Origin of the sequence: Priestia aryabhattai B8W22, assembly GCF_000956595.1 — a bacterium.
Taxonomy (GTDB): domain Bacteria; phylum Bacillota; class Bacilli; order Bacillales; family Bacillaceae_H; genus Priestia; species Priestia aryabhattai.
This window is the reverse complement of sequence record NZ_JYOO01000032.1, coordinates 19,815-45,205: the sequence shown is the minus strand read 5'-3', so window position 1 is coordinate 45,205 and position 25,391 is coordinate 19,815. Positions and strand designations below refer to the sequence as shown.

At 38.9% G+C, this 25,391-nt stretch carries 30 protein-coding genes and 1 riboswitch; of the genes, 24 read left to right on the top strand and 6 right to left on the bottom strand.

Annotated elements, in window-relative coordinates; all coding sequences use genetic code 11:
- Nucleotides 1–41: 41 nt before the first annotated feature.
- A complete protein-coding gene (locus N178_RS20870; RefSeq protein WP_045294595.1) occupies nt 42–737 on the top strand; it encodes a peptidoglycan-binding protein in 696 nt (231 codons plus the stop codon).
- A gap of 124 nt (nt 738–861) precedes the next feature.
- Here N178_RS20870 and N178_RS27225 read toward each other — a convergent pair whose 3' ends face one another.
- Both N178_RS27225 and N178_RS20865 read right to left on the bottom strand, forming a co-directional pair.
- Nucleotides 862–1,026, bottom strand: coding sequence for a hypothetical protein (locus tag N178_RS27225; RefSeq protein WP_013056680.1), 165 nt, complete (start codon nt 1,024–1,026; stop codon nt 862–864).
- Nucleotides 1,027–1,491: 465 nt separating this feature from the next.
- Entirely contained in the window at nt 1,492–2,223 is a 732-nt protein-coding gene (locus N178_RS20865) for a polysaccharide deacetylase family protein (RefSeq protein WP_045294593.1), read from the bottom strand.
- A gap of 159 nt (nt 2,224–2,382) precedes the next feature.
- Between N178_RS20865 and N178_RS20860 the strand changes: the two genes are divergently transcribed.
- Together N178_RS20860 and N178_RS26165 are read left to right on the top strand one after the other, a co-directional pair.
- Nucleotides 2,383–2,793, top strand: a complete 411-nt coding sequence (locus N178_RS20860; RefSeq protein WP_045294591.1) for a hypothetical protein — start codon at nt 2,383–2,385, stop codon at nt 2,791–2,793.
- Between the two features lie 84 nt (nt 2,794–2,877).
- A complete protein-coding gene (locus N178_RS26165) occupies nt 2,878–3,066 on the top strand; it encodes a hypothetical protein (RefSeq protein ID WP_080890228.1) in 189 nt (62 codons plus the stop codon).
- 257 nt (nt 3,067–3,323) lie between these two features.
- Here the strand turns inward: N178_RS26165 and metA are convergent, their stop codons facing one another.
- A complete protein-coding gene (gene metA, locus N178_RS20855; protein WP_045294589.1) occupies nt 3,324–4,235 on the bottom strand; it encodes a homoserine O-acetyltransferase MetA in 912 nt (303 codons plus the stop codon).
- Between the two features lie 351 nt (nt 4,236–4,586).
- Between metA and N178_RS20850 the strand changes: the two genes are divergently transcribed.
- The 6 genes from N178_RS20850 (at nt 4,587) to N178_RS20825 (ending at nt 11,455) form a co-directional block, all read left to right on the top strand.
- Complete coding sequence (locus N178_RS20850; RefSeq protein ID WP_045294587.1) at nt 4,587–6,275, top strand: formate--tetrahydrofolate ligase; 1,689 nt, start codon at nt 4,587–4,589, stop codon at nt 6,273–6,275.
- Nucleotides 6,276–6,553: 278 nt separating this feature from the next.
- Nucleotides 6,554–7,072, top strand: coding sequence for a hypothetical protein (locus N178_RS20845; protein ID WP_045294584.1), 519 nt, complete (start codon nt 6,554–6,556; stop codon nt 7,070–7,072).
- 61 nt (nt 7,073–7,133) lie between these two features.
- On the top strand, nt 7,134–7,610 hold the full coding sequence (locus N178_RS20840; protein ID WP_045294582.1) for a glutathione peroxidase: 477 nt from the start codon (nt 7,134–7,136) through the stop codon (nt 7,608–7,610).
- A 124-nt stretch (nt 7,611–7,734) separates the two neighbouring features.
- Nucleotides 7,735–8,388, top strand: a complete 654-nt coding sequence (locus N178_RS20835; protein WP_045294580.1) for an HD domain-containing protein — start codon at nt 7,735–7,737, stop codon at nt 8,386–8,388.
- On the top strand, nt 8,369–10,267 hold the full coding sequence (locus N178_RS20830) for an ABC-F family ATP-binding cassette domain-containing protein (protein ID WP_045294579.1): 1,899 nt from the start codon (nt 8,369–8,371) through the stop codon (nt 10,265–10,267). The genes N178_RS20835 and N178_RS20830 overlap by 20 nt, the downstream gene beginning before the upstream one ends.
- Before the next feature lie 63 nt (nt 10,268–10,330).
- Nucleotides 10,331–11,455 carry a conserved virulence factor C family protein gene (locus tag N178_RS20825; RefSeq protein WP_045294577.1) on the top strand — a complete coding sequence of 375 codons (1,125 nt, stop codon included), beginning with the start codon at nt 10,331–10,333 and terminating at the stop codon, nt 11,453–11,455.
- Between the two features lie 32 nt (nt 11,456–11,487).
- On the opposite strand, the gene N178_RS20820 is transcribed toward N178_RS20825, so the two are convergent.
- On the bottom strand, nt 11,488–12,354 hold the full coding sequence (locus tag N178_RS20820; RefSeq protein WP_193377167.1) for a polysaccharide deacetylase family protein: 867 nt from the start codon (nt 12,352–12,354) through the stop codon (nt 11,488–11,490).
- Between the two features lie 241 nt (nt 12,355–12,595).
- On the opposite strand from N178_RS20820, the gene N178_RS20815 reads away from it, so the two are divergent.
- The 14 genes from N178_RS20815 (at nt 12,596) to rarD (ending at nt 23,523) form a co-directional block, all read left to right on the top strand.
- Nucleotides 12,596–13,033 carry a BrxA/BrxB family bacilliredoxin gene (locus tag N178_RS20815; protein ID WP_013056693.1) on the top strand — a complete coding sequence of 146 codons (438 nt, stop codon included), beginning with the start codon at nt 12,596–12,598 and terminating at the stop codon, nt 13,031–13,033.
- A 134-nt stretch (nt 13,034–13,167) separates the two neighbouring features.
- Nucleotides 13,168–13,947 carry a class I SAM-dependent methyltransferase gene (locus N178_RS20810; RefSeq protein ID WP_045294615.1) on the top strand — a complete coding sequence of 260 codons (780 nt, stop codon included), beginning with the start codon at nt 13,168–13,170 and terminating at the stop codon, nt 13,945–13,947.
- A 381-nt stretch (nt 13,948–14,328) separates the two neighbouring features.
- Nucleotides 14,329–14,931, top strand: coding sequence for a YpjP family protein (locus N178_RS20805; protein WP_025752035.1), 603 nt, complete (start codon nt 14,329–14,331; stop codon nt 14,929–14,931).
- Between the two features lie 188 nt (nt 14,932–15,119).
- The gene (locus N178_RS20800) at nt 15,120–15,434 is read left to right on the top strand and encodes a thioredoxin family protein (protein WP_045294573.1); all 315 of its coding nucleotides are present in this window, start codon (nt 15,120–15,122) and stop codon (nt 15,432–15,434) included.
- A gap of 90 nt (nt 15,435–15,524) precedes the next feature.
- Nucleotides 15,525–15,657: riboswitch (cobalamin riboswitch) on the top strand.
- Between the two features lie 260 nt (nt 15,658–15,917).
- The gene (locus N178_RS20795; RefSeq protein ID WP_045294571.1) at nt 15,918–16,877 is read left to right on the top strand and encodes an ABC transporter substrate-binding protein; all 960 of its coding nucleotides are present in this window, start codon (nt 15,918–15,920) and stop codon (nt 16,875–16,877) included.
- Nucleotides 16,878–16,965: 88 nt separating this feature from the next.
- Nucleotides 16,966–17,574: an adenosylcobinamide amidohydrolase gene (locus N178_RS20790; RefSeq protein ID WP_045294569.1), complete on the top strand. Its 609-nt coding sequence runs from the start codon at nt 16,966–16,968 to the stop codon at nt 17,572–17,574.
- Nucleotides 17,575–17,578: 4 nt separating this feature from the next.
- On the top strand, nt 17,579–18,565 hold the full coding sequence (gene cbiB, locus N178_RS20785; RefSeq protein WP_045294567.1) for an adenosylcobinamide-phosphate synthase CbiB: 987 nt from the start codon (nt 17,579–17,581) through the stop codon (nt 18,563–18,565).
- The gene (cobD, locus tag N178_RS20780) at nt 18,540–19,619 is read left to right on the top strand and encodes a threonine-phosphate decarboxylase CobD (protein WP_045294565.1); all 1,080 of its coding nucleotides are present in this window, start codon (nt 18,540–18,542) and stop codon (nt 19,617–19,619) included. Before cbiB ends, cobD begins: the two co-directional genes overlap by 26 nt.
- Nucleotides 19,616–20,176 carry a bifunctional adenosylcobinamide kinase/adenosylcobinamide-phosphate guanylyltransferase gene (locus N178_RS20775; protein WP_045294564.1) on the top strand — a complete coding sequence of 187 codons (561 nt, stop codon included), beginning with the start codon at nt 19,616–19,618 and terminating at the stop codon, nt 20,174–20,176. The genes cobD and N178_RS20775 overlap by 4 nt, the downstream gene beginning before the upstream one ends.
- Nucleotides 20,173–20,946, top strand: a complete 774-nt coding sequence (gene cobS / locus N178_RS20770) for an adenosylcobinamide-GDP ribazoletransferase (RefSeq protein ID WP_045294563.1) — start codon at nt 20,173–20,175, stop codon at nt 20,944–20,946. Before N178_RS20775 ends, cobS begins: the two co-directional genes overlap by 4 nt.
- Nucleotides 20,904–21,518 carry a histidine phosphatase family protein gene (locus N178_RS20765; protein ID WP_045294561.1) on the top strand — a complete coding sequence of 205 codons (615 nt, stop codon included), beginning with the start codon at nt 20,904–20,906 and terminating at the stop codon, nt 21,516–21,518. The genes cobS and N178_RS20765 overlap by 43 nt, the downstream gene beginning before the upstream one ends.
- On the top strand, nt 21,470–21,895 hold the full coding sequence (locus tag N178_RS20760; RefSeq protein WP_045294559.1) for a bifunctional adenosylcobinamide kinase/adenosylcobinamide-phosphate guanylyltransferase: 426 nt from the start codon (nt 21,470–21,472) through the stop codon (nt 21,893–21,895). The genes N178_RS20765 and N178_RS20760 overlap by 49 nt, the downstream gene beginning before the upstream one ends.
- Nucleotides 21,892–22,461 carry a cob(I)yrinic acid a,c-diamide adenosyltransferase gene (locus tag N178_RS20755; RefSeq protein ID WP_025752044.1) on the top strand — a complete coding sequence of 190 codons (570 nt, stop codon included), beginning with the start codon at nt 21,892–21,894 and terminating at the stop codon, nt 22,459–22,461. Before N178_RS20760 ends, N178_RS20755 begins: the two co-directional genes overlap by 4 nt.
- 135 nt (nt 22,462–22,596) lie before the next feature.
- Complete coding sequence (rarD, locus tag N178_RS20750; RefSeq protein ID WP_045294558.1) at nt 22,597–23,523, top strand: EamA family transporter RarD; 927 nt, start codon at nt 22,597–22,599, stop codon at nt 23,521–23,523.
- Between the two features lie 91 nt (nt 23,524–23,614).
- On the opposite strand, the gene N178_RS20745 is transcribed toward rarD, so the two are convergent.
- Complete coding sequence (locus N178_RS20745) at nt 23,615–23,941, bottom strand: MerR family transcriptional regulator (RefSeq protein WP_013082852.1); 327 nt, start codon at nt 23,939–23,941, stop codon at nt 23,615–23,617.
- A 297-nt stretch (nt 23,942–24,238) separates the two neighbouring features.
- On the opposite strand from N178_RS20745, the gene N178_RS27220 reads away from it, so the two are divergent.
- Entirely contained in the window at nt 24,239–24,397 is a 159-nt protein-coding gene (locus N178_RS27220; RefSeq protein ID WP_013056708.1) for a hypothetical protein, read from the top strand.
- A 32-nt stretch (nt 24,398–24,429) separates the two neighbouring features.
- On the opposite strand, the gene N178_RS20740 is transcribed toward N178_RS27220, so the two are convergent.
- Nucleotides 24,430–25,350 (bottom strand): CobW family GTP-binding protein, encoded by a 921-nt coding sequence (locus N178_RS20740; protein ID WP_045294557.1) that lies wholly within the window; start codon nt 25,348–25,350, stop codon nt 24,430–24,432.
- Nucleotides 25,351–25,391: the final 41 nt, after the last annotated feature.

Below are 25,391 nucleotides of genomic sequence, written 5' to 3'. Positions count from 1 at the left end.
GTATATATAAGGAGAAGCCATCTAGTTAAGGAGTGGGGAGTATGAGCGATTTATCATTAGACAAGCTGTTAAAAAAAGCAGAAAATAAGTTGCAGAATGTACATGAAATGGTGCAAGAAAAATCGTACGAGCTCATTAGGCAAGCATATAAAGAAAGCATATTTGTTGTGATCACTGAAGGATTTAGATCGATAGAGCAGCAGCATAAACTATATTCACAAGGCCGAACAACACCAGGAAGTATCGTGACTAATGCCAAAGGCGGCTATTCTTATCATAATTATGGACTAGCTTTTGATATTGCGCTGCTTGATAACAACGGAGAAGTTGACTGGACCATTGATCGAAGATGGAACAAAGCGGGAGAGATAGGAAAAAGGATCGGGTTGGAATGGGGAGGAGATTGGAAAAGCTTAAAAGATTATCCTCATTTTCAATATACATTCGGTTTATCTTTGTCGGAGCTTCGAAGTGGAAAATCATCTGAGAAACAAACGGAAAAGGCTTCAAGAGTGCTAATTAAATACGGAGATCGAGGAAATCAAGTACAGTTAATTCAACGTATGCTTATTCACTTAGGCTATTCTCTTTTTAGCGGAGCAGACGGTATATTCGGGTCTTCGACTCTCAAAGCGGTCAAAGCTTTTCAACAAGCACTTTATCTGCAGGTAGATGGAATAGTTGGACCGAAGACACTCGAAAAAATCTATAGTAATTTTAATAAAACTATGTTCTAAATAACTATAAAAAACACGAAAATGAGAAAAGGAAGAAAAGAGATGGATGGAAATCTTCTCTTTTCTTCCTTTTCTGTAGTTATAGTAGAAAAACTGAAATTTATAAAGAAATAAAAAAGATTTTCTAAGCGTAAGAAACGTTCACGTGATCTAACTGGATAACATTGCTCAACAACACGATATCTTTATATATTTCACTTTTTACAGAGGCGTTTGAACAGTTTTGATAGTCTTTCAACAAGCGGCCAAGTTCTTTAATAAATAACAACGTCTCTTGTTCATTAATCATAGTCAAAACTCCTTGTTTAGAAATGAATCCAGGTCATTATATAGGAATTCTATCATATCTATACGCACCTGTTGACAAAAAAAGTTCGTCAATTTTTTTGTGAGAAGAAGAAATTTAGGGATATGTGGAATACGTTCGACTCTCTCATTTTATACATATGCAGCTTGTCTAAAAATATGAGAGTAGTTATAGTAATATTTACTCCTAATCATGCAACTTAAAACCTATTTTAGAGGTTATCCGTAAATTCCCTCTATTGTAGAGTGATGGAACAAGAAAAGAATGCTTCTTTTTGTATCTTTAGTATGGCAACGTTTTGAAGAAATAAGGTATATTTTTGAGTTTTAAGATGGATTTGAATTAGATCTTTTGACACGCTCTTTTTGTAGGGGGAGGCATATTTACTTTCTATTAAAGAAAATTGTAAAGCTCCAACGAGTTTCTAAATCAGAAACTCGTTGGAGCTTAATTTTTTGGGTAAGGAATGTGCAAAAGTTCTGGGACGGTCACAAAATGATATCCTTCTTGCTTAAGTCTAGGAATGATAGTATCCAGCGACTTTGCGGTGTTGGAAAGATCCATGGTCCAATGGCCGCCGTCGTGCATCAACACAATTGTTCCGGCGTGCATGTTCTTAAATACATTCTTGGTGATTTCTGTTTCTGGTATTTGTTTCCAGTCTAATGAATCAGAAGACCAGTTAATCGCATAGACATTTTCATTTGGCAGCTCGCTGATCATTTCTTGCGTTAAATTTCCATATGGAGGACGAAACAGCTGTGTTTCAAAACCGGTAATATTTTTAATAATAGCCTGGGTTTTGGCAATTTCCCAGTGAAACTTTTCAGTCGATTCTTTTAATAAATTGGGGTGCCAATAGGTATGAATTCCAACAGCATGACCTTCAGCTACCATTCTCTTCACTAGCTCAGGATGTTCGTGAGCTTTTGCCCCAATAAGAAAAAAGGTTGCTTTAATACCATGCTTTTTCAATTGGTCCAATACATGTGGAGTAAAGCGCGGATCCGGTCCATCATCAAATGTTAGGGCGGTTTGCTTTAGGTGGTTATTACCTTGATAAAGCAGACGGTCACGCACAGCTACATTTTTTTCTTGTTCCGCTTTACATAGTGCAGGAAGGGCTCCATTAAATAAGAAGCACAGTGTGAAAAGCAGTATACTAATTCTTCGTATCATGTACATGCACGCTCCTTTCTAGGGCAAAGTATAACGTTATGATACCCGATTAAAAATTTTGTATGAACTGAGTTTCCCTTTTGTGTCAAAACGTATGATATGCATGAAACAGCGCACTATAATAAACAGTTACTATTAGGTGAAGAAAGGAAAAAGCAGATGAAAAAAATAATGATTGCTGTAGCATTGATTTTTTCGCTAAGTTTATCTCCCTTAGCTGAATATATTTCCTATCACGATGACTATAACGTAAGTGCAAGGTCGTATCGTTCGGGGAAGCGGTCGTTTAATAGACAGCCAAGCGTTAGACAAAATGAGCCGAGATCTAATTTTTCAAACCGCAGAAATGGAACTGTAAATCGAGGCTTTACCCGTTCAAAACGAGGAGGATTCGCCCGTGGACTGCTGTATGGCGGGCTGGCAGGGATGTTATTTGGCGGTTTGCTTGGTCATATGGGTGCACTGGGTGGAATTTTTGGATTATTAATTAACATTTTGGCTATTGTACTTGTAATTAATTTAATTCTGCGTTTATTCCGCCCTTCTCGTCGCGACAATAATTGGAGATAGTCCGTAATTGCTGTCATAAACTAATAAGAAAGCTCCATATAAATAAGAAAACGCTTTCTATGGTTAATCGAAAGGATGAAACGTATGTCAGCAAACAGACAGCGCAGCAAATACCTGGCGTTTTGCACAGAATGCGGTATCCCAAACAGGTTAACATTGTTTCTTTTAAGACAGTACGTTGCGACAGACGAATATAGCGGATTTTATTGTGGGAATTGCGGAATTCGAAACGAATTTCCAGATTCGGTCATTGTATATATTAAAGAACTGTAAAACACAATCTGTTAGAAGATTGTGTTTTATTTATTTGATAAAACTATGTTCTAAATGAAAATTTAAAAGAAAAACATAGCTATTTACAAAAAAGAAATGTTGAATCTGGAGGAGGAAAATACTTCTTTATAGCGGTTTGCGAGAAGAATATACATATAATTATCCACGTTAAAAAGAGAACAGCAGGACATAAAAAACGACAAATCCATATAAGGACTTGTCGTTTTTTATGTTTGAAATACGGCCGCTCGATTCTTTCATTCCCACAGATAAGGAGTCTCTTGGTAAACATAATAGTTCAACCAATTCATAAACAATAGGTTGGCATGAGAGCGCCAAGTTTTTAAAGGTTTTTTGTCGGGATCATTGTTTGGGAAATAGTGTTCCGGAAGCTTTGGCTCTAGTCCTTTTTCTGTATCTCGAAGAAATTCTTCTTGCAGTGTTTGAACGTCGTACTCTGGGTGCCCTGTAACGAAAACAAACTTTTCGTCTTTAGACATCGCCATATACACACCGGCTTCTTCAGAATAGGAAAGAAGCTCAAGGCCAGGATGATTTTGTACTTCATTCATGTCTACATCAGTGTGACGGGAATGAGGAGAATAAAAGACATCATCAAATCCTCGCAGCAGCTTAATTGGTTCTTCACTCGATACAACATGTGTAAATACACCCGTGCATTTATCAGAAAGAGGTCGCTTGTCAATGCCGAAGTGATGATAAAGTCCGGCTTGAGCTCCCCAACAGATATGAAGGGTAGAAGTCACATTTGTTTTACACCAATTCATAATTTCTTGAAGTTCTTTCCAGTAGTTTACTTCTTCAAATGGTATATGTTCTACAGGTGCTCCTGTAATAATCATTCCGTCATATTTTCGTTCTTTAATTTGTTCAAACGTTTTATAAAACTGATCTAGGTGATTTTTACTCGTTGTTTTTGCTTTATGGCTTGCCGTGTAAAGAAGTGTAATATGCACTTGCAGCGGTGAGTTCCCGAGTAAACGTAATAATTGCGTTTCAGCTTTTTCTTTTTCCGGCATTAAGTTTAGGATAACAATATTAAGCGGGCGAATTTCTTGGTTAACCGCGCGCACGTCGTCCATAATGAAAATTCTCTCTTTTTCTAAAATTTCTTTTGCCGGAAGATCACGTGGAATATTAATAGGCAATAAAATTCCTCCTATTCGATTTCGAAGTAATGACGCGTATAAATGTTCTTTCTCACGTGAAGATGAGGTTCAACATTTATGTACAATATACTATTATAGGAATATACAGAATATTAAGCAATTGAATTTTGAAAAAAAAGAGCATTAATATGCGTAATGGCTAAAATGAAATGGTACAATAAGGTTAAACTGGAGCGTTGCTATGCTTTTTTAGCTTAACTGAAACTCAGTAAAATTTATAGCGCAGTCGTTCCCGTATTTATTAAACTTCATATCTCCCCCAGAAAATGGATTTTATCCTTTTTTGATGAAGTGTTTAAAAAGAATTCTCAGCAGAAAAGGGGTTTTTATATGACAACTAAGAAGCAAATAAAAAGTGATTTGCAAATTGCACAAAAGGCAACGATTAAACCGATTAAAGAGATTGCCGAGCAGCTAGATATTTTAGAGGCCGAGCTAGAGCCGTACGGACATTATAAAGCCAAGCTTTCTTTGTCCGTTATGGAACGTTTACACACAAAACAAGATGGAAAAGTGATTTTAGTTACAGCTATTAATCCAACTCCAGCCGGAGAAGGGAAGTCGACAGTGACGGTTGGCTTAGCTCAGGCATTACATAGATTAGGTAAAAAAGCGATTGTCGCCATGCGTGAACCATCTCTTGGTCCGGTAATGGGAATTAAAGGAGGCGCCGCTGGCGGCGGTTATGCTCAAGTGCTTCCAATGGAGGATATTAACTTACACTTTACTGGAGACCTGCATGCCATCACAACAGCTAACAACGCGCTGGCAGCTATTTTAGATAACCATATACATCAAGGCAATGAATTGCGTATTGATACACGTAAAATCACGTGGAAACGAGTGGTAGATTTAAACGACCGCGCGTTGCGTCAGGTCGTCATTGGATTAGGTGGTCCGATGCAAGGTGTTCCTCGAGAAGATGGATTTGATATTACGGTTGCATCAGAAATTATGGCTATTTTCTGCTTAGCATCAGATTTACAAGATTTAAAGCGTCGCTTAGCGTCTATTGTGGTAGCTTATAACATAGACAATGAGCCTGTAACGGTTGCAGACTTAGGTGCACAAGGAGCGCTTACTCTTCTTTTAAAAGATGCGATTAAACCAAACCTTGTACAGACGTTGGAACATACTCCAGCCCTCATTCACGGAGGTCCTTTTGCTAATATTGCCCACGGCTGCAATAGCGTCATTGCAACAAAAATGGCTGCAAAACTAGGCGACTATGTAGTAACAGAAGCGGGATTTGGGGCAGATTTAGGCGCAGAAAAATTCCTAAATATTAAAGCTCGTATGGCAGATATTAAACCAGAAACGGTAGTAATCGTTGCGACAATTCGCGCTCTGAAAATGCATGGAGGCGTTCCTAAAGAGCGTTTAAATGAAGAAAACATTGAGGCTTTAGAAGCGGGAATTGAAAATCTTGAAAAACATATTGAAACGATTCAGGCATTCGGCGTTCCTTATGTGGTAGCCGTGAACCGTTTTGTGACGGACTCAAAAGGTGAAGTAGAAGCGCTTATGAATTGGTGTGCTTCAATGAATGTTCCAGTTGCTTTAACAGAAGTATGGGAAAAAGGTGGAGAAGGCGGCGTCATGCTTGCTGAAAAAATTCTTGAAGTCATGAACAAGACAGAAAGTCAGTTTTCTCCTCTTTACGATGTGTCAGCTTCGATTCCAGAAAAAGTAGAAACTATTGCTAAAACCGTATACGGAGCACAAGGCGTAGATTTTGCTCCAAAAGCGTTAAAGCAAATACAGCAATTTGAAGCAAACGGATGGGATCACCTGCCAATTTGTATGGCCAAAACACAGTATTCGTTAAGTGATGATCAGACGAAGCTTGGGCGACCAGCTGATTTTAAGATTACGGTGAGGGAATTCCGTCCTTCGCTCGGAGCTGGCTTTCTCGTTGCGCTAACAGGTTCAATTATGACAATGCCTGGACTTCCAAAAAAACCTGCTGCGCTCAATATGGATATTGACGAGAATGGAAATGCACTAGGGGTTTTTTAAGAGAAGAGGCTAGGGTAAGAGTATTTTAGTTGAAGGAAAATCCGAACGGTGAAGCAAGATTCTTGATGGAGAATCAACCTCGTTCGGATTTTTTCGTAGTTATGGTAAAAGTAGGCTTCATGGGTGTAGAGGCTTCTAGCTGTAGATTAGATGGACTTAGTTGTGTCTCAATCTCTTTCTTACAATATAAAACAAAATAACAGGTATGTTATGAATTAATTTGGCAAGAAAGAAGAAGAGCTGACTGTTCGTATTTTATAAAAAAGGAAGTAGTTGAAATGTTTGATCCAATTGTATTTGATAATTTAAAAGTTGTTGTAGAAGGAGAGATCTATGATCTTGACTTGTCTGGGCAAGTATCTGTTACGAATCGCGAAGATTTTGTAGACTTAGCTCAGTTTACTCGAACGTACCGCATTTCTTTTCAACAGCATTTTTGCTGTACCGCGTCGCTAACTTTATCAACCGACTTAGACAACATTCATGCCGAATTAACGCCTTCCCGTGTAGAAAAACCAGGGTGTACAGTTTATATTCACTTTCAGCTAAAAAAACAAAAACCGTTTGAAGAAGCTGAGTTTCAAAACATACAGGAAATGTGTGAGCGGATCTGGGGAACAACAAGAGTTGTGAAGCAGCGTATTACTCATGAAGTCGGAGGAAGCGAATATGAAAACAATATTGAGGTAACCTTTAACCGATTTATTTACGAAGATCAAGTAGCAGATTTAATTGAGATGATTGATTACATGCTGCAAACGACTGATCAGCTAAAGGTTCTTTACGACAAATCATAAGAGCGTTTCAGTTGTACTTCCGAAATAAAGTGAATTACAATAGGGAAAAGGAGGCGTTTTGATGAGCGTGTATGAATACTCGGCAAAAACAATTAAAGACGAAGACGTATCGCTATCTAACTATCAAGGTGACGTGCTGTTGATTGTGAATACAGCTAGCAAATGCGGCTTCACCCCTCAATATAAAGATTTGCAGGCGCTGTATGAAGAAGAAAAAGAAAACGGCCTAACGGTTCTAGGTTTTCCTTGCAATCAGTTCGGTGGTCAAGAGCCAGGAAGTTCAAACGATATTGAACAATTTTGTAAGTTAAACTATGGTGTTTCGTTTCCGATGTTTGCAAAAGTAGATGTAAAAGGGGAGCACGCACACCCGTTATTTACATACTTAACAGAACAAGCACCGGGCCTGCTAGGTTCCAAAGGGATAAAGTGGAATTTCACAAAGTTTTTAGTGAATCGTCAAGGTGAAGTCGTGAAGCGATACGCACCTCAAACTGCACCAAAAGATATTCAAAAAGATATAAAAGAATTGCTGTAAAAGCAGGTGGATTTCCATCTGTTTTTTATTTTTCAGCAAGGGTTTTCAAAGGGTGCTCAGCTGTCAGTGAGACGAGCGCCTTACTTTGTGCTAAAATAATGGTGGATATAATTGAGGTGAGCAAATGAATAAAATAGCGGAAACGGAAAAGTGGGTTCAAGCAAAGCTTGCGCATGACACGACGGGTCATGATTGGCAGCATATCGATCGCGTGCGTCGAAATGCAGTGCTTTTATATAAAAAAGAAGGCGGCAATCGGGAAGTTATCGAACTAGCCGCGCTTTTACACGATGTGGTAGATGATAAGCTAGTGGAAGATGTTGAAAAGGCGTACGAAGAAGTGTGGGAGTGGCTGAAGAGTCAGCAGGTAGAAGAAGAGAGCTGCAAGCATATCGTTCACATTTTACAAACGATGTCATTTAAAGGCGGAAACCGTCCGGCTATGGCTACGCTTGAAGGCAAAATCGTTCAAGATGCAGATCGTTTAGATGCGATCGGTGCAATTGGAATCGCACGTACGTTTATGTATGCAGGTTCTAAAGGCACGGCTTTGTATGATGAAAACATTGCGGTACGAAGCGAGATGACGGCAGAAGAATATAGACACGGGAAATCAACGGCTATTGCACATTTTTATGAAAAGTTATTAAAGCTGACTGCGTTAATGAATACTCAAACAGCACGGTCTCTAGCACAAGAGCGACATACATATATGAAAGAATTTTTAGTTCAATTTAAGAAAGAGTGGAATTATCATTATGAAAATGCTGACTGTTGAAAACTTAACAAAAACGTATGGAGAAAAAGAGCTGTTTCATCAACTAACATTTACAATTACGGAAAATGAGCGAATCGGCTTAATCGGTGTAAACGGAACAGGGAAATCAACGCTTCTTAAAATTATCGCAGGTTTAGAGCTTGGAGACGAAGGAGATATTGTTCATGCTAAAGACTACAGCGTGACATATTTACCGCAGCATCCGGATTTTGATGAAAACTTAACTGTTTTGGAGCAAGTTTTCAGCGGAGATACGCCTCTTCTTAACTTATTAAAAAACTATGAGCTAGCTCTGTATGCGTTAGAGCAAGACTCTGCAAACGAAAAAAACCAGCAAACATTGTATGATTTACAGCAGAAAATGGATGCGATGAACGCGTGGGAAGCCAATTCTAACGCACAGTCGATTTTAACGAAGCTGGGAATTTCAAATATGAGTGCAAAAATCGGTGAGCTTTCAGGTGGACAGAAAAAGCGCGTGTCCATTGCGCAAAGCCTAATTCAAACACCTGATTTATTGATCTTAGATGAGCCGACTAACCACTTAGATTATGAGACCGTTAAATGGCTCGAAGAATATTTATCCAAATATCAAGGAGCCGTTCTGCTTGTTACTCATGATCGTTATTTCTTGGATGCTGTCACAAATCGAATTTTTGAATTAGACGGTGGAAATTTATATAGCTATAAAGGAAACTATGCTGCTTTTCTAGAAGGAAAAGCGATTCGAGAAGAGCAGGAAAAAGCAACTCAAGCAAAATTAAGCAACTTATATCGCAATGAATTGGCTTGGATTCGCAGAGGAGCAAAAGCGCGTACGACTAAGCAAAAAGCGCGTATTCAGCGATTTGATGAATTAGAGGGGAAAATCGATTCCTCTGAAAAAGAATCACTGGATTTAAGTTTAGCAGGCAGTCGCCTTGGGAAAAAAGTGTTTGAATTAAAAGATGTGTCTAAGACGTATGAAAATAAAATTATTCTTTCAGACTTTACGCACATCGTGAAAAAACAAGATCGAATTGGAATTGTCGGAAAAAATGGAAGCGGAAAGTCTACCCTTTTGAATATGATTGCAGGACGTATTGAGCCAGACAGCGGTGAAATTGACAGAGGACAAACGGTTAAAATTGCTTACTATACTCAAGAAAGCGATGATATGGACTTGAATCAACGCATGCTTGAGTATATTAAAGAATCCGCAGAAGTTGTGCATACGACGGATGGAAAAATGATCTCTGCGTCGCAAATGCTTGAGAGATTTCTATTTCCTTCACATACGCACGGAACACCGATTCAAAAGTTGTCCGGAGGAGAGCGCCGTCGTTTATACTTGTTAAAATTATTGATGACATCGCCGAATGTATTGCTTCTAGATGAGCCGACTAATGATTTGGATACTCAAACGCTAACGGTGCTTGAAGACTATCTCGAAGAATTTCCAGGTGTCGTTATCACCGTATCACATGATCGCTATTTCTTAGATAAAGTAGCAGATTACTTACTTGTCTTTGAAGGAGAAGGGAATATTTCGACTTATTTTGGCGCTTATACGGATCAATTGGAAGAAGCGATGAAGAAGAAGCAGGCAATGGTTCAGCAGGCTAAAGTGAAAGAAGAAAAGCCAAAACAGCCAGAGAAAACGAAAAAGCGTCGCTTAACGTATAAAGAACAAAAAGAATGGGAAGAAATCGAAGATAATATTGCAGCAAAAGAAGAAGAAATTGAACGCTTAACAAGCGAAATTGAACAGGTGGGCAGCGATTATACAAAAGCGCATAATCTATCGTTAGAACAAGAAAAAGCAAATGAAGAATTAAGTGCACTGCTTGATCGCTGGGCAGAGCTTTCAGAGCTGATTGAAGAAATTGAAAACGCGTAAACAAGTCGTTAGACTGAGTATAAGCCACATGCTACAATTTTAATGAGAGGAGTACGATACGACATGAACATTAAATCAATTGAGCCAACGCCAAGTCCGAATACAATGAAAATTAATTTAGACGAAGTGTTATCAGGCGGAAAAAGCAATAACTATACGGAAAAAAATGCTGAAGCAGCCCCTGAAGTTGTTCAAGACATCTTGAAAGTAGAAGGGGTAAAAGGAGTCTACCACGTAGCGGACTTCTTAGCAGTAGAGCGAAATGCCAAATATGACTGGAAGCAAATTTTGCCGCAAGTTCGTGCAGCGTTTGGTGAAGATTTGCAAAGCAACAGTGAACAGCACAAAATGAATGAGCATTTTGGTGAGGTAAATGTGTCAGTTCAAATGTTCAAAAATGTACCGATGCAAGTCAAGCTAACGGACGGAAATGAAGAAAAGCGCTTTGGTCTGCCCGAACGATTCGCAAAAGCGGTAGCAGAACTTCAACGTTTTTCAGATAATGTGGTATTAGAACGGAAATGGAGAGAACAAGGCGTTCGTTACGGAGAACTAGCGGCTATCGGAGACGAAGTTGTAGAAGAGTTAGCAGCGGCATATCCGCAAGAAAGATTAACTCGCCTTGTAGCCAATGCACAAGAAGAAAAAGAAGGCGGAAAAACGGTACAGCCGCGTAAAACCTATAAAGTTACAGAAGAGATGCTAGAAGACAAAGATTGGTCAGTACGCTATGCCCATTTAGAACAAATGGATCCAACAGAAGCTGACTTAGACGTTTTAAATAAAGCGCTTGATGATGAAAAAGCATCTATTCGCCGCTTAGCTACCGTCTATTTAGGAATGATTGAATCAAAAACGGTACTACCTTATTTATACAAAGCATTAAAAGATAAATCAGTCACTGTGCGCCGTACTGCTGGAGACTGCATGTCAGATTTAGGCTTTGAAGAAGGTATTCCGGCAATGTGTGAAGCTCTTGGTGATAAAAACAAGCTTGTGCGCTGGCGTGCAGCTATGTATTTATACGAAGTAGGGGACGAGACGGCTCTTCCTGCATTAAAAGCAGCAGAGAACGATAAAGAATTTGAGGTAGACTTACAAATCAAGCTAGCGATCGAACGTATCGAAGGCGGAGAAGAAGCAAAAGGTTCTGTTTGGAAACAAATGACAGAAAGCAGAAAAGCATAAAAAAAAGATCATTCACTTGAATGATCTTTTTTTTACGACTGTTTTGCAGCGGGAGTTGGAAACTGCATAGGTTGCATGGTGTTATCAATTTTAATAGGCTGATAGCCCGACTGCTTTAAGTAAGTTAAAATAGCAGGAAGGGATTGTGCCGTAAAGGATTTATCATGAAATAAAATGACTGGTGTTCTTCCATTGGAGTTGACCCCTTGAATATGAGGTTCAAGGCCCTGAATAATTCTAGGTGCAGAACGAAGTGCCCAGTCTTCACTGTCTACATTCCAGTCCCATAATTTAAAGTGGCTTAGCAGCTCTGTACGGTGGGGCTCTTTTAAATAAGGAACGCTGCCGTAAGGAACGCGGATTAACTTACTGTCAACACCGGTTACTTTCTTAACTGTTGCTTGACACTCCTGCATTTCTTTTAACGCGGCGCCGTCTTCACTATACATGACATGAATATCATGAGAGACGCCGTGACAGCCGATGGCATGTCCTTCCTGTGCTACTTTTTTAGCAATTTCAGGGTGAGCGTCAATTTGATACTTTAACATAAAGAAAGTTGCTTTTACGTTATATTGACGCAAAGCATCTAAAATATGAAGGGTATCAGGTGTTGGACCATCGTCAAACGTAAGGTAAACAGGCTGTGTAAGAGCTTGATTTTGATCGTTTAACGTATTCGCTACATACATATTATGGTGAAGTGTATTAAGCAGCTTCTCAGGTTGTGCTGAAGATGCAGCTTCTTTCAGCGGCAATGCAGTAGATGCTAAGACTTGCTGAGATGCAGCAGGTTCACTTCCTTTGGCTTCTGTAATAAAAAACAAAGAAGCGACGATCACTAACACTAAAGACAAAAATGCATAAAATCGTTTGTTCGGTTTAAATCGCTGGTTCAATTTGAAAATCCTTTCTACTAAACTACTATTTACTACTATAGTACAAAAAATGGAATATTAATAGTAAAAATCGACATTTTTATGGAAAAAAATTAGATAATATGACTCGGTTTTAATCTTTTTTTATCAAATGGAAAAGGAGAACGGGACAACGATAAGGATTTGAAGAGTGAGTAGCTAGATTTTTCCTGGCTTTTATAGTATGCTTTTAGCGTGAATGATTGTTAGGAGGAATGTTAATATGTCAATGGCATATGAAGAATATATGCGTCAGTTAGTTAAACCAATGCGTCAAGAATTAACTCAAGCTGGTTATGAAGAATTAACAACAGAGGAAGCCGTAGTTGATTTTATGGAAAACGTAGAAGGAACAACTTTTGTTGTCGTTAACTCAGTTTGTGGATGCGCTGCTGGTTTAGCACGTCCTGCAGCAACGCAAGCGTACTTACAGTCTGAGCAAAAACCAGATCAAGTGGTAACTGTTTTTGCCGGTCAAGATAAGGAAGCAACAGCTAAAATGCGTGAATATTTTGGGGACATTGAGCCTTCATCACCGTCTATGGCGCTTTTAAAAGGAAAAGAAGTCGTTCATTTTATTCCTCGACATGAAATTGAAGGTCAGCCTTTAGAAGTTATTTTTGAAAACATTTTAAATGGCTTTAAGCAGCACTGTTCGTAAAGTGTCCTGCTTTTGTCACATCTAGTATATAGATTTTTAGAGAAAAATCACATATACTTTATAAGAAAAAGGATGTCTATGGGCATCCTTTTTCTTTATGTAAATAGCCAAACAGTGTAGGGGGAGTTATGAAAGTGATTGTTACGACTGCTGGTCGAACAAATGAACAGATGATTGTAAAAGCTAAACAAGTAGCCGCTGATTTAAGTATACCTTTTGTAGTAAGAGAGAAGAAATCTGTTGCAGACCTTCAAAATTTTGAAGCGGCAGACGTGCTGGTCGTGGGTAAGAATAGAGTAGAATTGCACGTCCAAAATGAAGAAGAACCTATTTTTTTTCATCCAAATTCCGCTATGTTTAGAGTGAAGAGATGGCTGCGCGGAGAACGTGATCCGTTTATTGAAGCCGCTAGTTTGGAAAACGGAATGAGCGTGCTTGACTGTACACTTGGTCTTGCATCGGATAGTATGATGGCGAGCGCAGCGGTAGGGAAAAGCGGAAAAGTTGTCGGACTAGAAGGCAACCGCTATGTAGCTTATTTAGTCAAACAAGGACTTTTAAATTGGGAAAGTGACGTACAAGAGTTGAATGATGCAATGAAGCGTATAAACGTGGTTCATCAAAATTTTGAATCGTTTTTGGCGTGTTGTGAAGATAATTCTTTTGATGTTGTATACTTTGACCCCATGTTTCAAGAGCAAATTGAGGAATCGAATGGAATTAACGGTATTAAAGCAATAGCACTGTATACCACGCTGACGTCCATGGCTATACAAGAAGCAAAAAGAGTAGCCAAACAAAAGGTCGTGCTAAAAGATCATTGGAAAAGCAGTCGTTTTGAAGAGCATGGATTTACCGTGCAAAAACGAAAAACATCAAAATTTCATTACGGGACAATTGATATACAAAAATAAACAAAAAAGTAAAATGAATCACACTCATTGAAAAGACTTCTAAAACCTTTTAGGAATTAAAAAGTTTTGGAAGTTTTTTTTTGTGAATTTCATCTAAAGTTCATAAAAGTATGATATATTTTTGAACATAAAAATACTTTTGTGTTTAAGCATCCAGCAAAAAAGGAATATCTTGTATAGGTTTCCGCTCGGTGTGACAACCTCAAACAGAAGAAGGAAGGTGCTAACTAAAAAGTCGTCGAATGCCCGTAGACAGCATAAATGAATAAGCAAATATAGGTAAAAAATTAATAAGTATGTTACAATACCTAGTGAGTTATGATAATGAATTTTACGATATGAAAAGACCATATGGGAAAAGATGAGAAAGGAAAGATACGAATGCCTAGATGGATAAAAAGAATGCTAGTTGTATTTATTACAGTATTTACATTTGGGCTTGTCACTCCACCAGAATATTTATACGTTGATGATGCAAAAGCGGACAAGCAACATAAAGCAGGGTATGTAAGAGAAACAACTCCTGTCACAGCTGTTATAGAAGATATTCATTTGCCATATGAAGAACCAAAATATGAAGACGTTTCATCATTTGTTACGTATGCAATGGAATCAGCTGAAAAACAGTCAGTGGAAAAATTCGGAACAAAAATTGGGCCTGTCATTGAAGATGAATTTCGTCAAGCAGTGTTACCTAAAATTGAAGAAGTGCTGACCGACATTGGCACTGAACGTGAACAGTCAATTCAGAATCTCGAGATAAGCGAGCACCCTGCCGCTGGCTACGGTGAAAAGATTTTCCATGTATATGACCGGGAAACCGGTCAGGACTTAATACGGTTTCATGTACGGCGTGAAAATCCTCCAAAAGATGGATACTGGTTTAATTTTCACTATCATGCGGCTGCAGATAATTTTCAAAAGCATTATGATTTAGGGAAAATTTATTGGAACCGAAACATGCCGCCTAAGTGGTTCAGCTGATAATAGACACAACATTCTATAATTTCGAAATGTTAGCTTTTTTAAGCTAGCATTTTTTTTCGTCTAAAACCGTTATAGTCTAAATAAGCTCAAACATTAGCACAACGATAAAAAAATCGTTTATAATGAAGTCAGACTTCTTACCATAGAATAGTGAGAAGGAACGAATAGATGCTGGAGGTAACACAATGAAACAATTTATGGAAGAAAAACAATTTCGCGAACAAATTAAGAACGAAACACTAAGCGTTGGGATCTTTACGACAACGTGGTGTCCTGATTGCAAACGTTTGGATATGTTCATTGATGAAATCGTTGACGAAAATACAGATAAAGCATGGTTTAAAATTGACAAGGATGAGTTTGAAGAACTTTCTGCTGAAAACAATGTAATGGGCATTCCTTCTCTTCTTGTATATAAAAATGGTGAAAAAATTGCGCACCTGCACAGCGCAAATGCTAAAACGCCTGAAGCGGTCCGTGAATTTTTAGCAACTCTTTAATTCCCTAAGCTGCGAGAGCATTCTCGCAGCTTTTTTTGTGAGAATGGCTATTTCCATTTTTCGATGAGTGGGGTATACTAGGACAAGTGAATAATCGTAAAGCAATAAGGTCTCAATTTAAAGATTGAGTGAAAAGGGAAGTCTGGTGAAAAACCAGCACGGTCCCGCCACTGTAAGCGCTTTGTGCGTAAGTCAGGAGACCTGCCTTATTGTTAGCTGTGAAACCTTCGAGGAAGGGTGAAGCAGGGTAATGAACATACATATCAAGTATAGTGAACGGGTTCTTTTCCTGCCTACCTTGACGTTACCTGCTTTGCTTTCAATTGAAAGTAAAGTTTTTTTTATTTTGAAGCTGCCAGAGAGCAGCATACATAGTCAAAGCGGAAAAAACGGGATAGCGCTGCTTTTTGCATGATCATTTGCTTTTTCTTTAACGTGGAGGTTTCGTATTCACAATGAACAATATATAGGGGGAGTATTTAGATGAAAAAATGGCTTTCGTATTCCATTATTGCACTGTTAGTCATCGTACTTGCTGCATGCGGTGCAGGCAGCCAAGGCAACAGTGATAAAAAAACGAAGCAAGATACAGCACAAACGTCACAAGCTGCGTTTCCAGTGAAGGTAAAAGACGCGCGTGATAAAGAAATTACGTTGAAAAAACAGCCTAAGAAAATTGTTTCATTAATGCCAAGTAATACGGAGATTGTATATGCCCTTGGCCTTGAAAAAGAATTAGTCGGTGTCACAAGCAACGACGATTATCCTAAAAGCGTAAAGAAAAAAGCGCAGGTAGGAGATATGAACGTTAATGCAGAAAAAGTTATTGCTTTAAATCCTGATTTAGTGCTGGCACACGCTTCAAGTATGGGCGTTTCGGATGAAGTATTTAAACAAATTGAAAGTGCGGGTATTCCGGTATTTGTTGTAAAAGATTCAACAACGTTTGATACGGTTTATGATTCTATTACGCAAATCGGTAAATTAACGGGTAAAACAAAAGAAGCTAATCAAACAATTAAAGACATGAAAGAAAAAGTAGCTTCAATTGAGAAAAAAGCAAAAACGATTTCAAAAGAAGATCGTAAAAAAGTATGGATAGAAGTATCAGGAGCTCCTGAGATTTATACAACAGGAAAAGGTACGTTCATGAACGAAATGATTACTATGATCGGTGCTGACAACGTAGCGGCTAGTGAAAAGGGTTGGGTTAAGTTTTCTGAAGAGCAAGTTGTTAAGTTAAACCCTGATGTTATTATCGCAACGTATGATGCAGACAAAAATGAGATTATGAAGCGTCCCGCTTGGAGCAGCATGACTGCTGTAAAAGAGGGTAACATCGAGAAGGTTGATCAAAACAAAATCAACCGCTTAGGACCTCGTATTGTAGATGGCTTAGAGGACTTAGCGAAAGCAGTATACCCTGAGGTGTACAATAAATAAAAAGAGGGACCATATTCCAGTTCGAATTGAAAAGGGGATTGGTCCCTTTTCACATCTTAAAATTGAAGAACGGTCTGAGCTTTTAATCATGAAAACCGAGACTTCTTATAAAACATACAGCTCAGGGGTTTTAGGAACAGGCATTACGGAAACGGACACCTTTTACAATCGATTTGTTCACAAAGACTATTATTCAGATACTCCTTCTTTGGAGTATGAGCAATATTTGATGAAAGAAAATGTGCGTCATGATCAAATCGTAGGGTTGATGACAGCGGTCTGGTTAAAAGAAAGAGCGGTTTACTGTTATGAAGGATACGGAGTAAGAGTAGCTTCAGTGATAACGGCTGGAGTAGGAAACGCAGTGGATATTACAGCGGATGAAGCTGTTCCGTTCTATTCCACTCCTGGTACAATTAATATGTTTTTTTTCGTTGAAGGAACGCTTACGGATGCTGCGTTTTTACAGCTTTTTATTGCCGCTACAGAAGCTAAAACAAAAACGCTGTCACAGCTGGGTGTCATAGATCCCTATACAAAGACGGTTGCTACAGGAACATCTACGGACAGTATCTCAGTTGCAGCGTCTCAACAAGGACCATTATATGAATATGCAGGCTCTATGACCGCTTTAGGTCAAGCGGTAGCCAAGCTGGTAAAAATAAGCTTAGAGCAGGCACTTAAGGAAAAGAGGTGAAGAAATGAGTATTGCACAAGCAATGATTGCACACGTGACGGCCATGACCATTGCTTTACTAATTGACCGAATCATAGGCGACCCCGAAAATTGGCCTCATCCCGTTCGCTGGTTTGGCAAGTGGATTTATTGGATGGATTCCAGATTAAATAAAGATACAGGAAAACGTTTCAAAGGATTGCTTCTTGTGATCAGTATGGCTGTGCTTGCAGGAGTTGTTCCTTTCTTATTCCTCCATGCTTTGTACGGAGTTCATTTTATAGCAGGTGTTTTAGTAGAGGGCGTAATGATTGCGACTACTATATCCACTCGTTCTTTAAGTGAAGCTGCCTATAAGGTGCAAAAGCCGCTTCAGCTAGGAGATATGGAGAAAGCTAGATATGAAGTAAGCATGATTGTGGGACGAGATACAGATCGTTTGTCAGAAGGAGAAATTGCCAGAGCGACGGTAGAGACCGTGGCTGAAAATACAAGTGATGGTATCACAGCTCCGCTTTTTTATGCATTTATAGGAGGAGGAGCCCTAGCCTTTTTTTACCGAGCTATTAACACATGTGATTCAATGGTGGGGTACAAAAATGACCGCTACTTTCTGTTCGGTTACTTTAGTGCAAAAACCGATGACGTATTAAACTATATTCCAAGTCGGTTAACTGCAGTAGTGATGACGGCTGTTAATGTAGCAAAAAGCCAGTATTCTTTTTGGCATGTAACGAGTTTGATTAAGCGTGATGCTAAGAAGCATCCAAGTCCAAATAGCGGATACGGGGAAAGCGCAGTGGCTGCTCTTTTAGGTATTCAACTCGGCGGGCTTAATACATATAAAGGCATAGAATCTAATCGTGCAAAGATGGGCGAACCACTGATTCCCCTGCAAGCCGGTCATATTGAACAAGCTGTTTTCATTATGAAAAGGACGGTCTATGCTACGTGGTTATTATATCTTTTGTTAGGAGGAGTTATTAGTGCTATTACCTACACATGGAGCTAATCCCAATGTCTTTTTAAAAGCACTAGGGGCCGAGAATTTGTCGCATATAAAAGATTTTAGCGTGAACACAAATCCTTTAGGGGCTCCCCTTGTGCTTCACGAAAAGTGGAACGAATTCAAGGATGCAGCGTTTAGTTATCCTGATCCTCAAGTAACAGAGCTGAAAAATAAACTTGCAGCTCACCATCGTGTTTCAGCTGCTCAAGTGCTGCCTACAAATGGCGCTGCTGAAGCGTTTTTCCTTATTGCTTCGTTATTTTCAGAAGAGAAAGCAGGGATTGTACAGCCGACTTTCGTTGAATATGAACAGGCAAGTAAAGCTTATGGATGTGAAGTGAGATACGTTCCTTTAGCTGAAGAAAATGGATGGAACTGGGATATAGAGTTGATTATGAGCATTCTTCCGGACATAAAAGTACTTTGGATTTGCCACCCAAATAATCCAACAGGCGTTATGTATAGTCATGAGGAATGGATGAAAGTAGTAAAAGCTGCTGCTCATCATGGTACATACTTAATGATTGATGAGGCATTCATTGATTTTGTCGAACATCAGCCTTCATTTGATTCTCTTATTCTGGATTATGAGCATATCATTGTTGTGCGTTCTATGACAAAGATGTTTAATATTGCCGGGCTTCGTCTTGGCTATATCTTGGCAAATGAAAAAATCATTAGCAAGATGTCTAAAAAACAGCCTCCTTGGAGTGTAAATGGATTGTCGCAGCAAGTAGGGATGATTTGTGTAGATGAAAAAGACTTTGTAAAAAACACCGTACATTATATTAAACAAGAACGAAAACGAATCTTGAGTCAACTAAAGGCATGGGGGCTTTTGGTTTCTCCTTCTCAAACAAACTATTATCTTTGCAGCGTTCCGCCTCCTATTAATACGCGCGATTGGCTTGTCTATTTAGCAAGCCGTGGCGTGGTAGCTCGGCATACTGAAAACTTCCCATTTTTAAATGGGCGCTATATCCGTTTGGCTGTGAAAACGAAAGAAGAAAATGACTATCTGCTTAAAGTAATCAAACAAGGACTCGATGAAATATGATCATCTTTATTAGCGGAGGCGTTCGAAGCGGAAAATCACGTGCAGCGGAGAACATGGTTCAAACTTTTTGTACAAAGCGCGCTGTTTATATTGCCACAAGCCGGCAAACAGATAGTGAAATGCAAAAACGCATCCAGCTTCATCAAAAAGAACGCCAAGCAGCGAACACGCCTTGGGTAACGATAGAACAGTCAATAGATTTACAACAAATTTTTCCAAATCTTCAAAGTGATGATGCTATACTTTTGGATTGTGTCACGAACTGGCTTGCCAATGAGCTTTTTTTAACAGAAAAAAGGTGGCAAACAAAAGAAGGCAAACAAGAGGTTTTTCTTCATATGAGAGAAGCGCTCGATAAGCTGTTTGCGCAGTCTCAGACGGTTGTGCTAGTCTCTAATGAACTGTTTGAAGCGGGCGTGTTACAGGAGCCTACATATAGCTATATGAAGATGTTAGGAAAATTACATCAGTATATTGTAGAAAAAGCAGATGTGGCTATTTGTGTAGAAGCAGGAATTTATCGTTTTAAAAAAGGAAAGGAATGTGTAGATATATGAAAGAATGGATAGCCATACTGCGAATTTCTCTCCAGTTTTTTACGATCTTACCACTGGCTAAAACCGTTCAATGGACTGAAAAAAGAACGGCACGCTCACTTTTTGTGCTGCCGTGGATTGGTATGTTACTAGGCTTGATGTTCTATAGCTTTTTACAGCTGCTTCAATCTTCACCTATCACTACGATTGTTGATAGTATTTTAGTTTTGCTTTTACCGCTTGTCTTAACGGGTGGCCTTCATTTAGACGGCTGGATGGACGTAAGCGATGCGTATTTTTCTCATCAGTCAAAGGAAAAAAAACTGCAGATTTTAAGTGACCCGCACGTTGGGTCTTTTGCTATTCTTTCTCTTATGGTTCTGCTGCTGCTGCGTTTTAGTGCGATCTATGAATTAGCGTCTCTTTCTTCTTTATCAATTTGGGCATGCTTAATTGTCTTTACACTTCCAAGAATCGGAGCAGCCTTTTTATTGATGAGAGATAAGCCTGCTAAAGATACGGGTCTTGCTGCTTATTTTCAAAAAGGAGTCACCAAACGGTCTATTTATGGATTTATCATCATGAGCCTATTCTTAGTTGCTATTTTCGCTGTTTTTATAGACAATAAATTCATTATCCTTTTCTTTGCCGGTTTTTTATGGCTCTGGATAAGATTTTATCGTTCGCAGTTTGGTGGCGTAACGGGAGATGTTATAGGGGCAACCATTGAAGGAGGAGAAACGTTTCTATGGATAATTCTTTGGTTATCACATGTATTCGTCACGGCATGACGCTTGAAAATCAACAGAAAAAATATATAGGGTGGAGTGATCCGCCTTTAAGTATAGACGGAAAAAATGAATTAAAAGAGCTTTTTCTAGAACCTCAGCTCGTTATTTCCAGTGATTTAAAAAGGGCGCTAGAAACAAGTTCAATTGTTTTTCCTAAATCTCAGGTGGTTAAAAGTGAGAATTGGCGTGAGCTGCATTTTGGAGATTGGGAAGAGAAGACGTATGAAGATTTAAAAAACATACGGGCGTATAGAAATTGGATTGATCATTGGACAGAACATACGCCTCCGAATGGTGAAAGCTTCTCAGGCTTTTCAAACCGAGTTTGGGAAGCGTGGGAAGAAGCGGTCGATTTGGCGGCCAGTCAGCAATTGCATCACATTGCTATTGTTTCACACGGCGGACCACTGCGTTTACTTGCATCCCATTTTAAGCAAACAGCGTCGCTTTGGGATGTTTCTTTTTCTTATGGAGAAGGCTTTTCAGTAACATCTACATACAAACGGGCAAGGGAGAGAAGAGCATGCATTTCGTATTCGGCGGTGCATTTACCGGCAAAAGAAAATGGGTGAAGCAGCATTATGCGGGTGAGTCGGTAAAATGGCATTGTTTGTATGAAGACCCTGTTTTACCAGCGTTTGAATTCGAAGAAAGTTACATTGTGCTAGAAGGATTTGAGGACTATGTTAAGGAATTAGTACATAGCGAGCTGGAGGCTCCGCACCTTGTTGTTAAAAAGTTAATACAGAAGTGGAGAGACAGCGGTGTATGGGAACAGTTAATAGTGATTGGAACTGAAGTCGGCAAAGGGATTGTTCCTTTAGATCCAACAGAGCGGCAGTGGAGAGATGAATGCGGGTATGCGTATCAGCATTTAGCGACACATGCCCGGAAAGTAGATCACATTTGGTACGGAATTGCTAATCGATTGAAGGAGGACATACAATGAACATTTACACAAAAACAGGTGACAAAGGGCAGACAAGCTTAATTGGAGGACGAGTAAATAAAGATGATATTCGAGTGGAAGCATACGGTACGATTGATGAGCTAAATGGCTTTGTAGGTCAAGCGATTTATCAGCTGGATGAAACCACATTAAAAGATGTAAAAGAAGAGCTAATTACGATTCAACATGAGCTTTTTGACTGTGGAAGTGATTTAGCATTTGCAAAAGATGATCATCCGTACAAAGTAACAAACGATATGATATCAGTACTTGAAAAGCGCATTGATGTCTATATGTCAGAAGCGCCGGCCATTGAGCGTTTTATTTTACCAGGGGGCACACCTGCAGCGACAACGCTTCATATTTGCCGGACGATTACACGCCGCGCAGAACGGCTTGTTGTTGGCGTGCAGCGTGAGCATAAAATTAATGCGGCGGTGCTTCAGTATTTAAATCGTTTATCCGATTACTTCTTTGCTGCGGCTCGAATCGCTAACGCGCGAGAAAACGTACAAGATGTAGAGTATATTCGCAGTGCCAAAGTATTTAAACAGCCTAAAAAATAAGGTATAAAAAACGGTCGAGCTAAAAGCGATCGTTTTTTTAATGAACTATTTCGATAGGCAAAATAAAGCTATAAAAAAGAGGTAAATGCATCTATAATGATAAGAGACAGAGAGATGAAGAAAAGAGGTTGAGAAATGAATCAAGATTCTAAACGAGCAGGTATTGTTTATACGGCCAGCGCTTACGTTATGTGGGGGCTTTTTCCGCTTTACTGGAAGCTTCTTGGCGAGGTGAATGCGAATGAAATACTCGCTCACCGTGTCATATGGTCATTTGTTTTTATGCTTTTACTTTTGCTTGTGACAAAGCAAATGAGTTCTTTAAAGAAGACCCTTGTTTTATTATTTCGTAATACGAAACAAGCGGTCATTTTATTTGTGGCTTCAGTGCTGATCAGCATCAACTGGTTCGTTTACATTTGGGCGGTTAACCATAATCATATTATTGAAACAAGTTTAGGTTACTACATCAATCCGCTCGTTAGTATTTTGCTTGGTATAGTCGTTTTAAAAGAGAAGCTTAATTTTTGGCAGAGTGCTTCTGTTGGATTGGCTGCTATAGGTGTTATCGTTATGACAGTTACATACGGGCATATCCCATGGGTATCATTAAGCTTAGCGTTTAGCTTTGGTTTGTACGGTCTTGTAAAAAAGACTATTCAATTAGAAGCAAAAGTAGGATTAACGATTGAAACGATGATGGTTGCACCTATTGCAGTTATTTATTTTATTTTTCTTTTAGTGAAAGGATCTTCAAGTTTTTCCCTTCAGTCGCTTAATCTGAGTGCTCTTTTAATTGGAGGCGGTGTTGCTACAGCTATGCCACTATTGTATTTCGCTAAAGGGGCCCCGCTTATTCCGCTATCGATGGTCGGTTTTTTACAGTACATTGCTCCTACCATGACGCTTTTATTAGGGGTATTCGTGTATCATGAACCGTTTTCTAGCGTGGAGATGATTGCCTTTTTGTTCATTTGGGGCGGATCTGTTATGTTCATTTTATCTAAAACTAAGTTCATGAGTTCTCATCAGCCGAAATTCTTTAAAGGGCGCTCAGCTTAACGGACAAAAAAGCGGATATCTTTAGATATGCGCTTTTTTGTCTACCGTAAAGAAATAAAAACGGAGACGGGAAAGTCACCGTATGTATACTTTATAGCTTCCGCTTGAAATGAGCGTTCAACTGACCTTGAAGCATTTGGTTTTTTACTTCTTTCATTTTTCTCGCTTCATCTTTTTTAGCCAGTTCTGTGCGTATTTCACTCGTTTGAACTCCTTCTTCTATGCGATCGGCAATATCCATTAATCGTTCGACGTCTGAAAACGAATATTTCCGGATACCCGTATTGGTTCGGTCCGGAAAGAGCAGGCTTCTTTTCTCGTAGTAGCGAATTTGCCTTTCTGATAAACCGGTTAATTCTTTTACAATCCCAATAGACATGACTTTTTTATCTCGATATGACGCTTCATTCGTAGACAATCTCTCTCACCCCTGAGTACGTAGTAGTATGTTATTATTATAAAGGAAAAAAATACAAAAAATTATAACATGTAATACATTCTAACATATATATGTTATATTTTTGAATTACTATGTGAGAAAAAGTGACATAAATAATGAAATAGGGAAAAGAGTCCTATAAACTAATGATTAACTCGATCCCAAGTGGTTGACCATACAGGATAAAGCCTTGTGGTTAATCACTTGCTTTCAAAATGATGAATAGAAAATAAATGTGAGAATATACATAAATTCTAAAAGGGAAGGGCGTTTTACATGGCTGTGCAACAATTGAAAAAAGAAGAGATTATTGAGCTGGCAAAAGAAATTATTGAACTTGATTTGAAAAGAGATGAAAAATTTGAAGAATTGACAGAGTTAGCCGGAAATCGTGCATATGAAATTTTGCGCAGAGTACAAAATGCCTGTTTATAAGTAATAAAAAAATCCCGCCTAGAGCGGGATTTTTAATGAGATTGCTGTTCAAGATTAAATAATTCTTGTTTCATCTTAGCGTGGTCGAGGTTTTCCCCTATAAAGACAAGAGTGGTGGGCAGCTTCATCATTTCTTTCATATATAGAGGCATGCCGTATGAATATTGAAACGAATACGTATCATTCGAATGAGTAAAGCGCATATAGCCTTTAATGCGATAAATGGTATCTGGCATTTGGCGCAGCCAATTTTCAAATAATTCAAGATCCACTTTTTTTGTAAACTCATATACAAATGTTTTTAAATGAAGGTGATCTTCAACATGAGCCTTATGATGCGGCTGTTTTTGAGACAGCTGAGCTTTTTGAATCACGTCAAGCTTCACGCGGGAAAATGTCGTCAATAATGTTATTGCACGAGCGTTAATGGATTGAACCTCAAAAAGCAGGGAAGACTTTTCTGACTCAGACAGCATGTCCGTTTTGTTTAATAAAATTACATCCCCATGTTTTACTTGTTCTTGAAGAAGTTTTTGAAGTTGAATGCTTAAGGACCCACGTTCTTTCCACCTTGTTGCATCAAGTGTGGTGATAATACTTTTAATCGTGACTTGATGCGCAAAAAGAGGAGACATACAGGCATCTAATACTTCAATGGGATGTGCAACTCCGGTTGTTTCTATATAGATAGCATCCAATGTGTTCTCCTGTAGAAGTGAATGAAGCTGCGTTTCAAATTGACCTTGAATAGTACAGCACACGCAGCCGTTTAGCAATTCTTTTAACGGCGTGTCTTTTTCTACTTCATTTGAGTCAATCGAAACTTGGCCAAGCTCATTCATCACAACAGCAATGTTGCGATTGCGATCTTTTTCTTGCTGAAGCAGCTGTTTAAGTAACGTTGTTTTTCCGCTGCCTAAAAATCCAGATAAAATGTAGATTTCTGTTTTCATTTCAGTCTCTCCTATGTAAATAACATTGTCTAAATCGAAAT

Excerpts from the sequence above, each read along its gene's own strand:
- N178_RS20870 (WP_045294595.1), top strand. The coding sequence starts at position 42 with ATGAGCGATTTATCATTAGACAAGCTGTTAAAAAAAGCAGAAAATAAG.
- N178_RS27225 (WP_013056680.1), bottom strand. The coding sequence starts at position 1,026 with ATGATTAATGAACAAGAGACGTTGTTATTTATTAAAGAACTTGGCCGC.
- N178_RS20865 (WP_045294593.1), bottom strand. The coding sequence starts at position 2,223 with ATGATACGAAGAATTAGTATACTGCTTTTCACACTGTGCTTCTTATTT.
- N178_RS20860 (WP_045294591.1), top strand. The coding sequence starts at position 2,383 with ATGAAAAAAATAATGATTGCTGTAGCATTGATTTTTTCGCTAAGTTTA.
- N178_RS26165 (WP_080890228.1), top strand. The coding sequence starts at position 2,878 with ATGTCAGCAAACAGACAGCGCAGCAAATACCTGGCGTTTTGCACAGAA.
- N178_RS20850 (WP_045294587.1), top strand. The coding sequence starts at position 4,587 with ATGACAACTAAGAAGCAAATAAAAAGTGATTTGCAAATTGCACAAAAG.
- N178_RS20845 (WP_045294584.1), top strand. The coding sequence starts at position 6,554 with ATGTTTGATCCAATTGTATTTGATAATTTAAAAGTTGTTGTAGAAGGA.
- N178_RS20840 (WP_045294582.1), top strand. The coding sequence starts at position 7,134 with ATGAGCGTGTATGAATACTCGGCAAAAACAATTAAAGACGAAGACGTA.
- N178_RS20835 (WP_045294580.1), top strand. The coding sequence starts at position 7,735 with ATGAATAAAATAGCGGAAACGGAAAAGTGGGTTCAAGCAAAGCTTGCG.
- N178_RS20830 (WP_045294579.1), top strand. The coding sequence starts at position 8,369 with ATGAAAATGCTGACTGTTGAAAACTTAACAAAAACGTATGGAGAAAAA.
- N178_RS20825 (WP_045294577.1), top strand. The coding sequence starts at position 10,331 with ATGAACATTAAATCAATTGAGCCAACGCCAAGTCCGAATACAATGAAA.
- N178_RS20815 (WP_013056693.1), top strand. The coding sequence starts at position 12,596 with ATGTCAATGGCATATGAAGAATATATGCGTCAGTTAGTTAAACCAATG.
- N178_RS20805 (WP_025752035.1), top strand. The coding sequence starts at position 14,329 with ATGCCTAGATGGATAAAAAGAATGCTAGTTGTATTTATTACAGTATTT.
- N178_RS20800 (WP_045294573.1), top strand. The coding sequence starts at position 15,120 with ATGAAACAATTTATGGAAGAAAAACAATTTCGCGAACAAATTAAGAAC.
- N178_RS20795 (WP_045294571.1), top strand. The coding sequence starts at position 15,918 with ATGAAAAAATGGCTTTCGTATTCCATTATTGCACTGTTAGTCATCGTA.
- N178_RS20790 (WP_045294569.1), top strand. The coding sequence starts at position 16,966 with ATGAAAACCGAGACTTCTTATAAAACATACAGCTCAGGGGTTTTAGGA.
- cbiB (WP_045294567.1), top strand. The coding sequence starts at position 17,579 with ATGAGTATTGCACAAGCAATGATTGCACACGTGACGGCCATGACCATT.
- N178_RS20775 (WP_045294564.1), top strand. The coding sequence starts at position 19,616 with ATGATCATCTTTATTAGCGGAGGCGTTCGAAGCGGAAAATCACGTGCA.
- cobS (WP_045294563.1), top strand. The coding sequence starts at position 20,173 with ATGAAAGAATGGATAGCCATACTGCGAATTTCTCTCCAGTTTTTTACG.
- N178_RS20765 (WP_045294561.1), top strand. The coding sequence starts at position 20,904 with ATGGATAATTCTTTGGTTATCACATGTATTCGTCACGGCATGACGCTT.
- N178_RS20760 (WP_045294559.1), top strand. The coding sequence starts at position 21,470 with ATGCATTTCGTATTCGGCGGTGCATTTACCGGCAAAAGAAAATGGGTG.
- N178_RS20755 (WP_025752044.1), top strand. The coding sequence starts at position 21,892 with ATGAACATTTACACAAAAACAGGTGACAAAGGGCAGACAAGCTTAATT.
- rarD (WP_045294558.1), top strand. The coding sequence starts at position 22,597 with ATGAATCAAGATTCTAAACGAGCAGGTATTGTTTATACGGCCAGCGCT.
- N178_RS27220 (WP_013056708.1), top strand. The coding sequence starts at position 24,239 with ATGGCTGTGCAACAATTGAAAAAAGAAGAGATTATTGAGCTGGCAAAA.
- N178_RS20740 (WP_045294557.1), bottom strand. The coding sequence starts at position 25,350 with ATGAAAACAGAAATCTACATTTTATCTGGATTTTTAGGCAGCGGAAAA.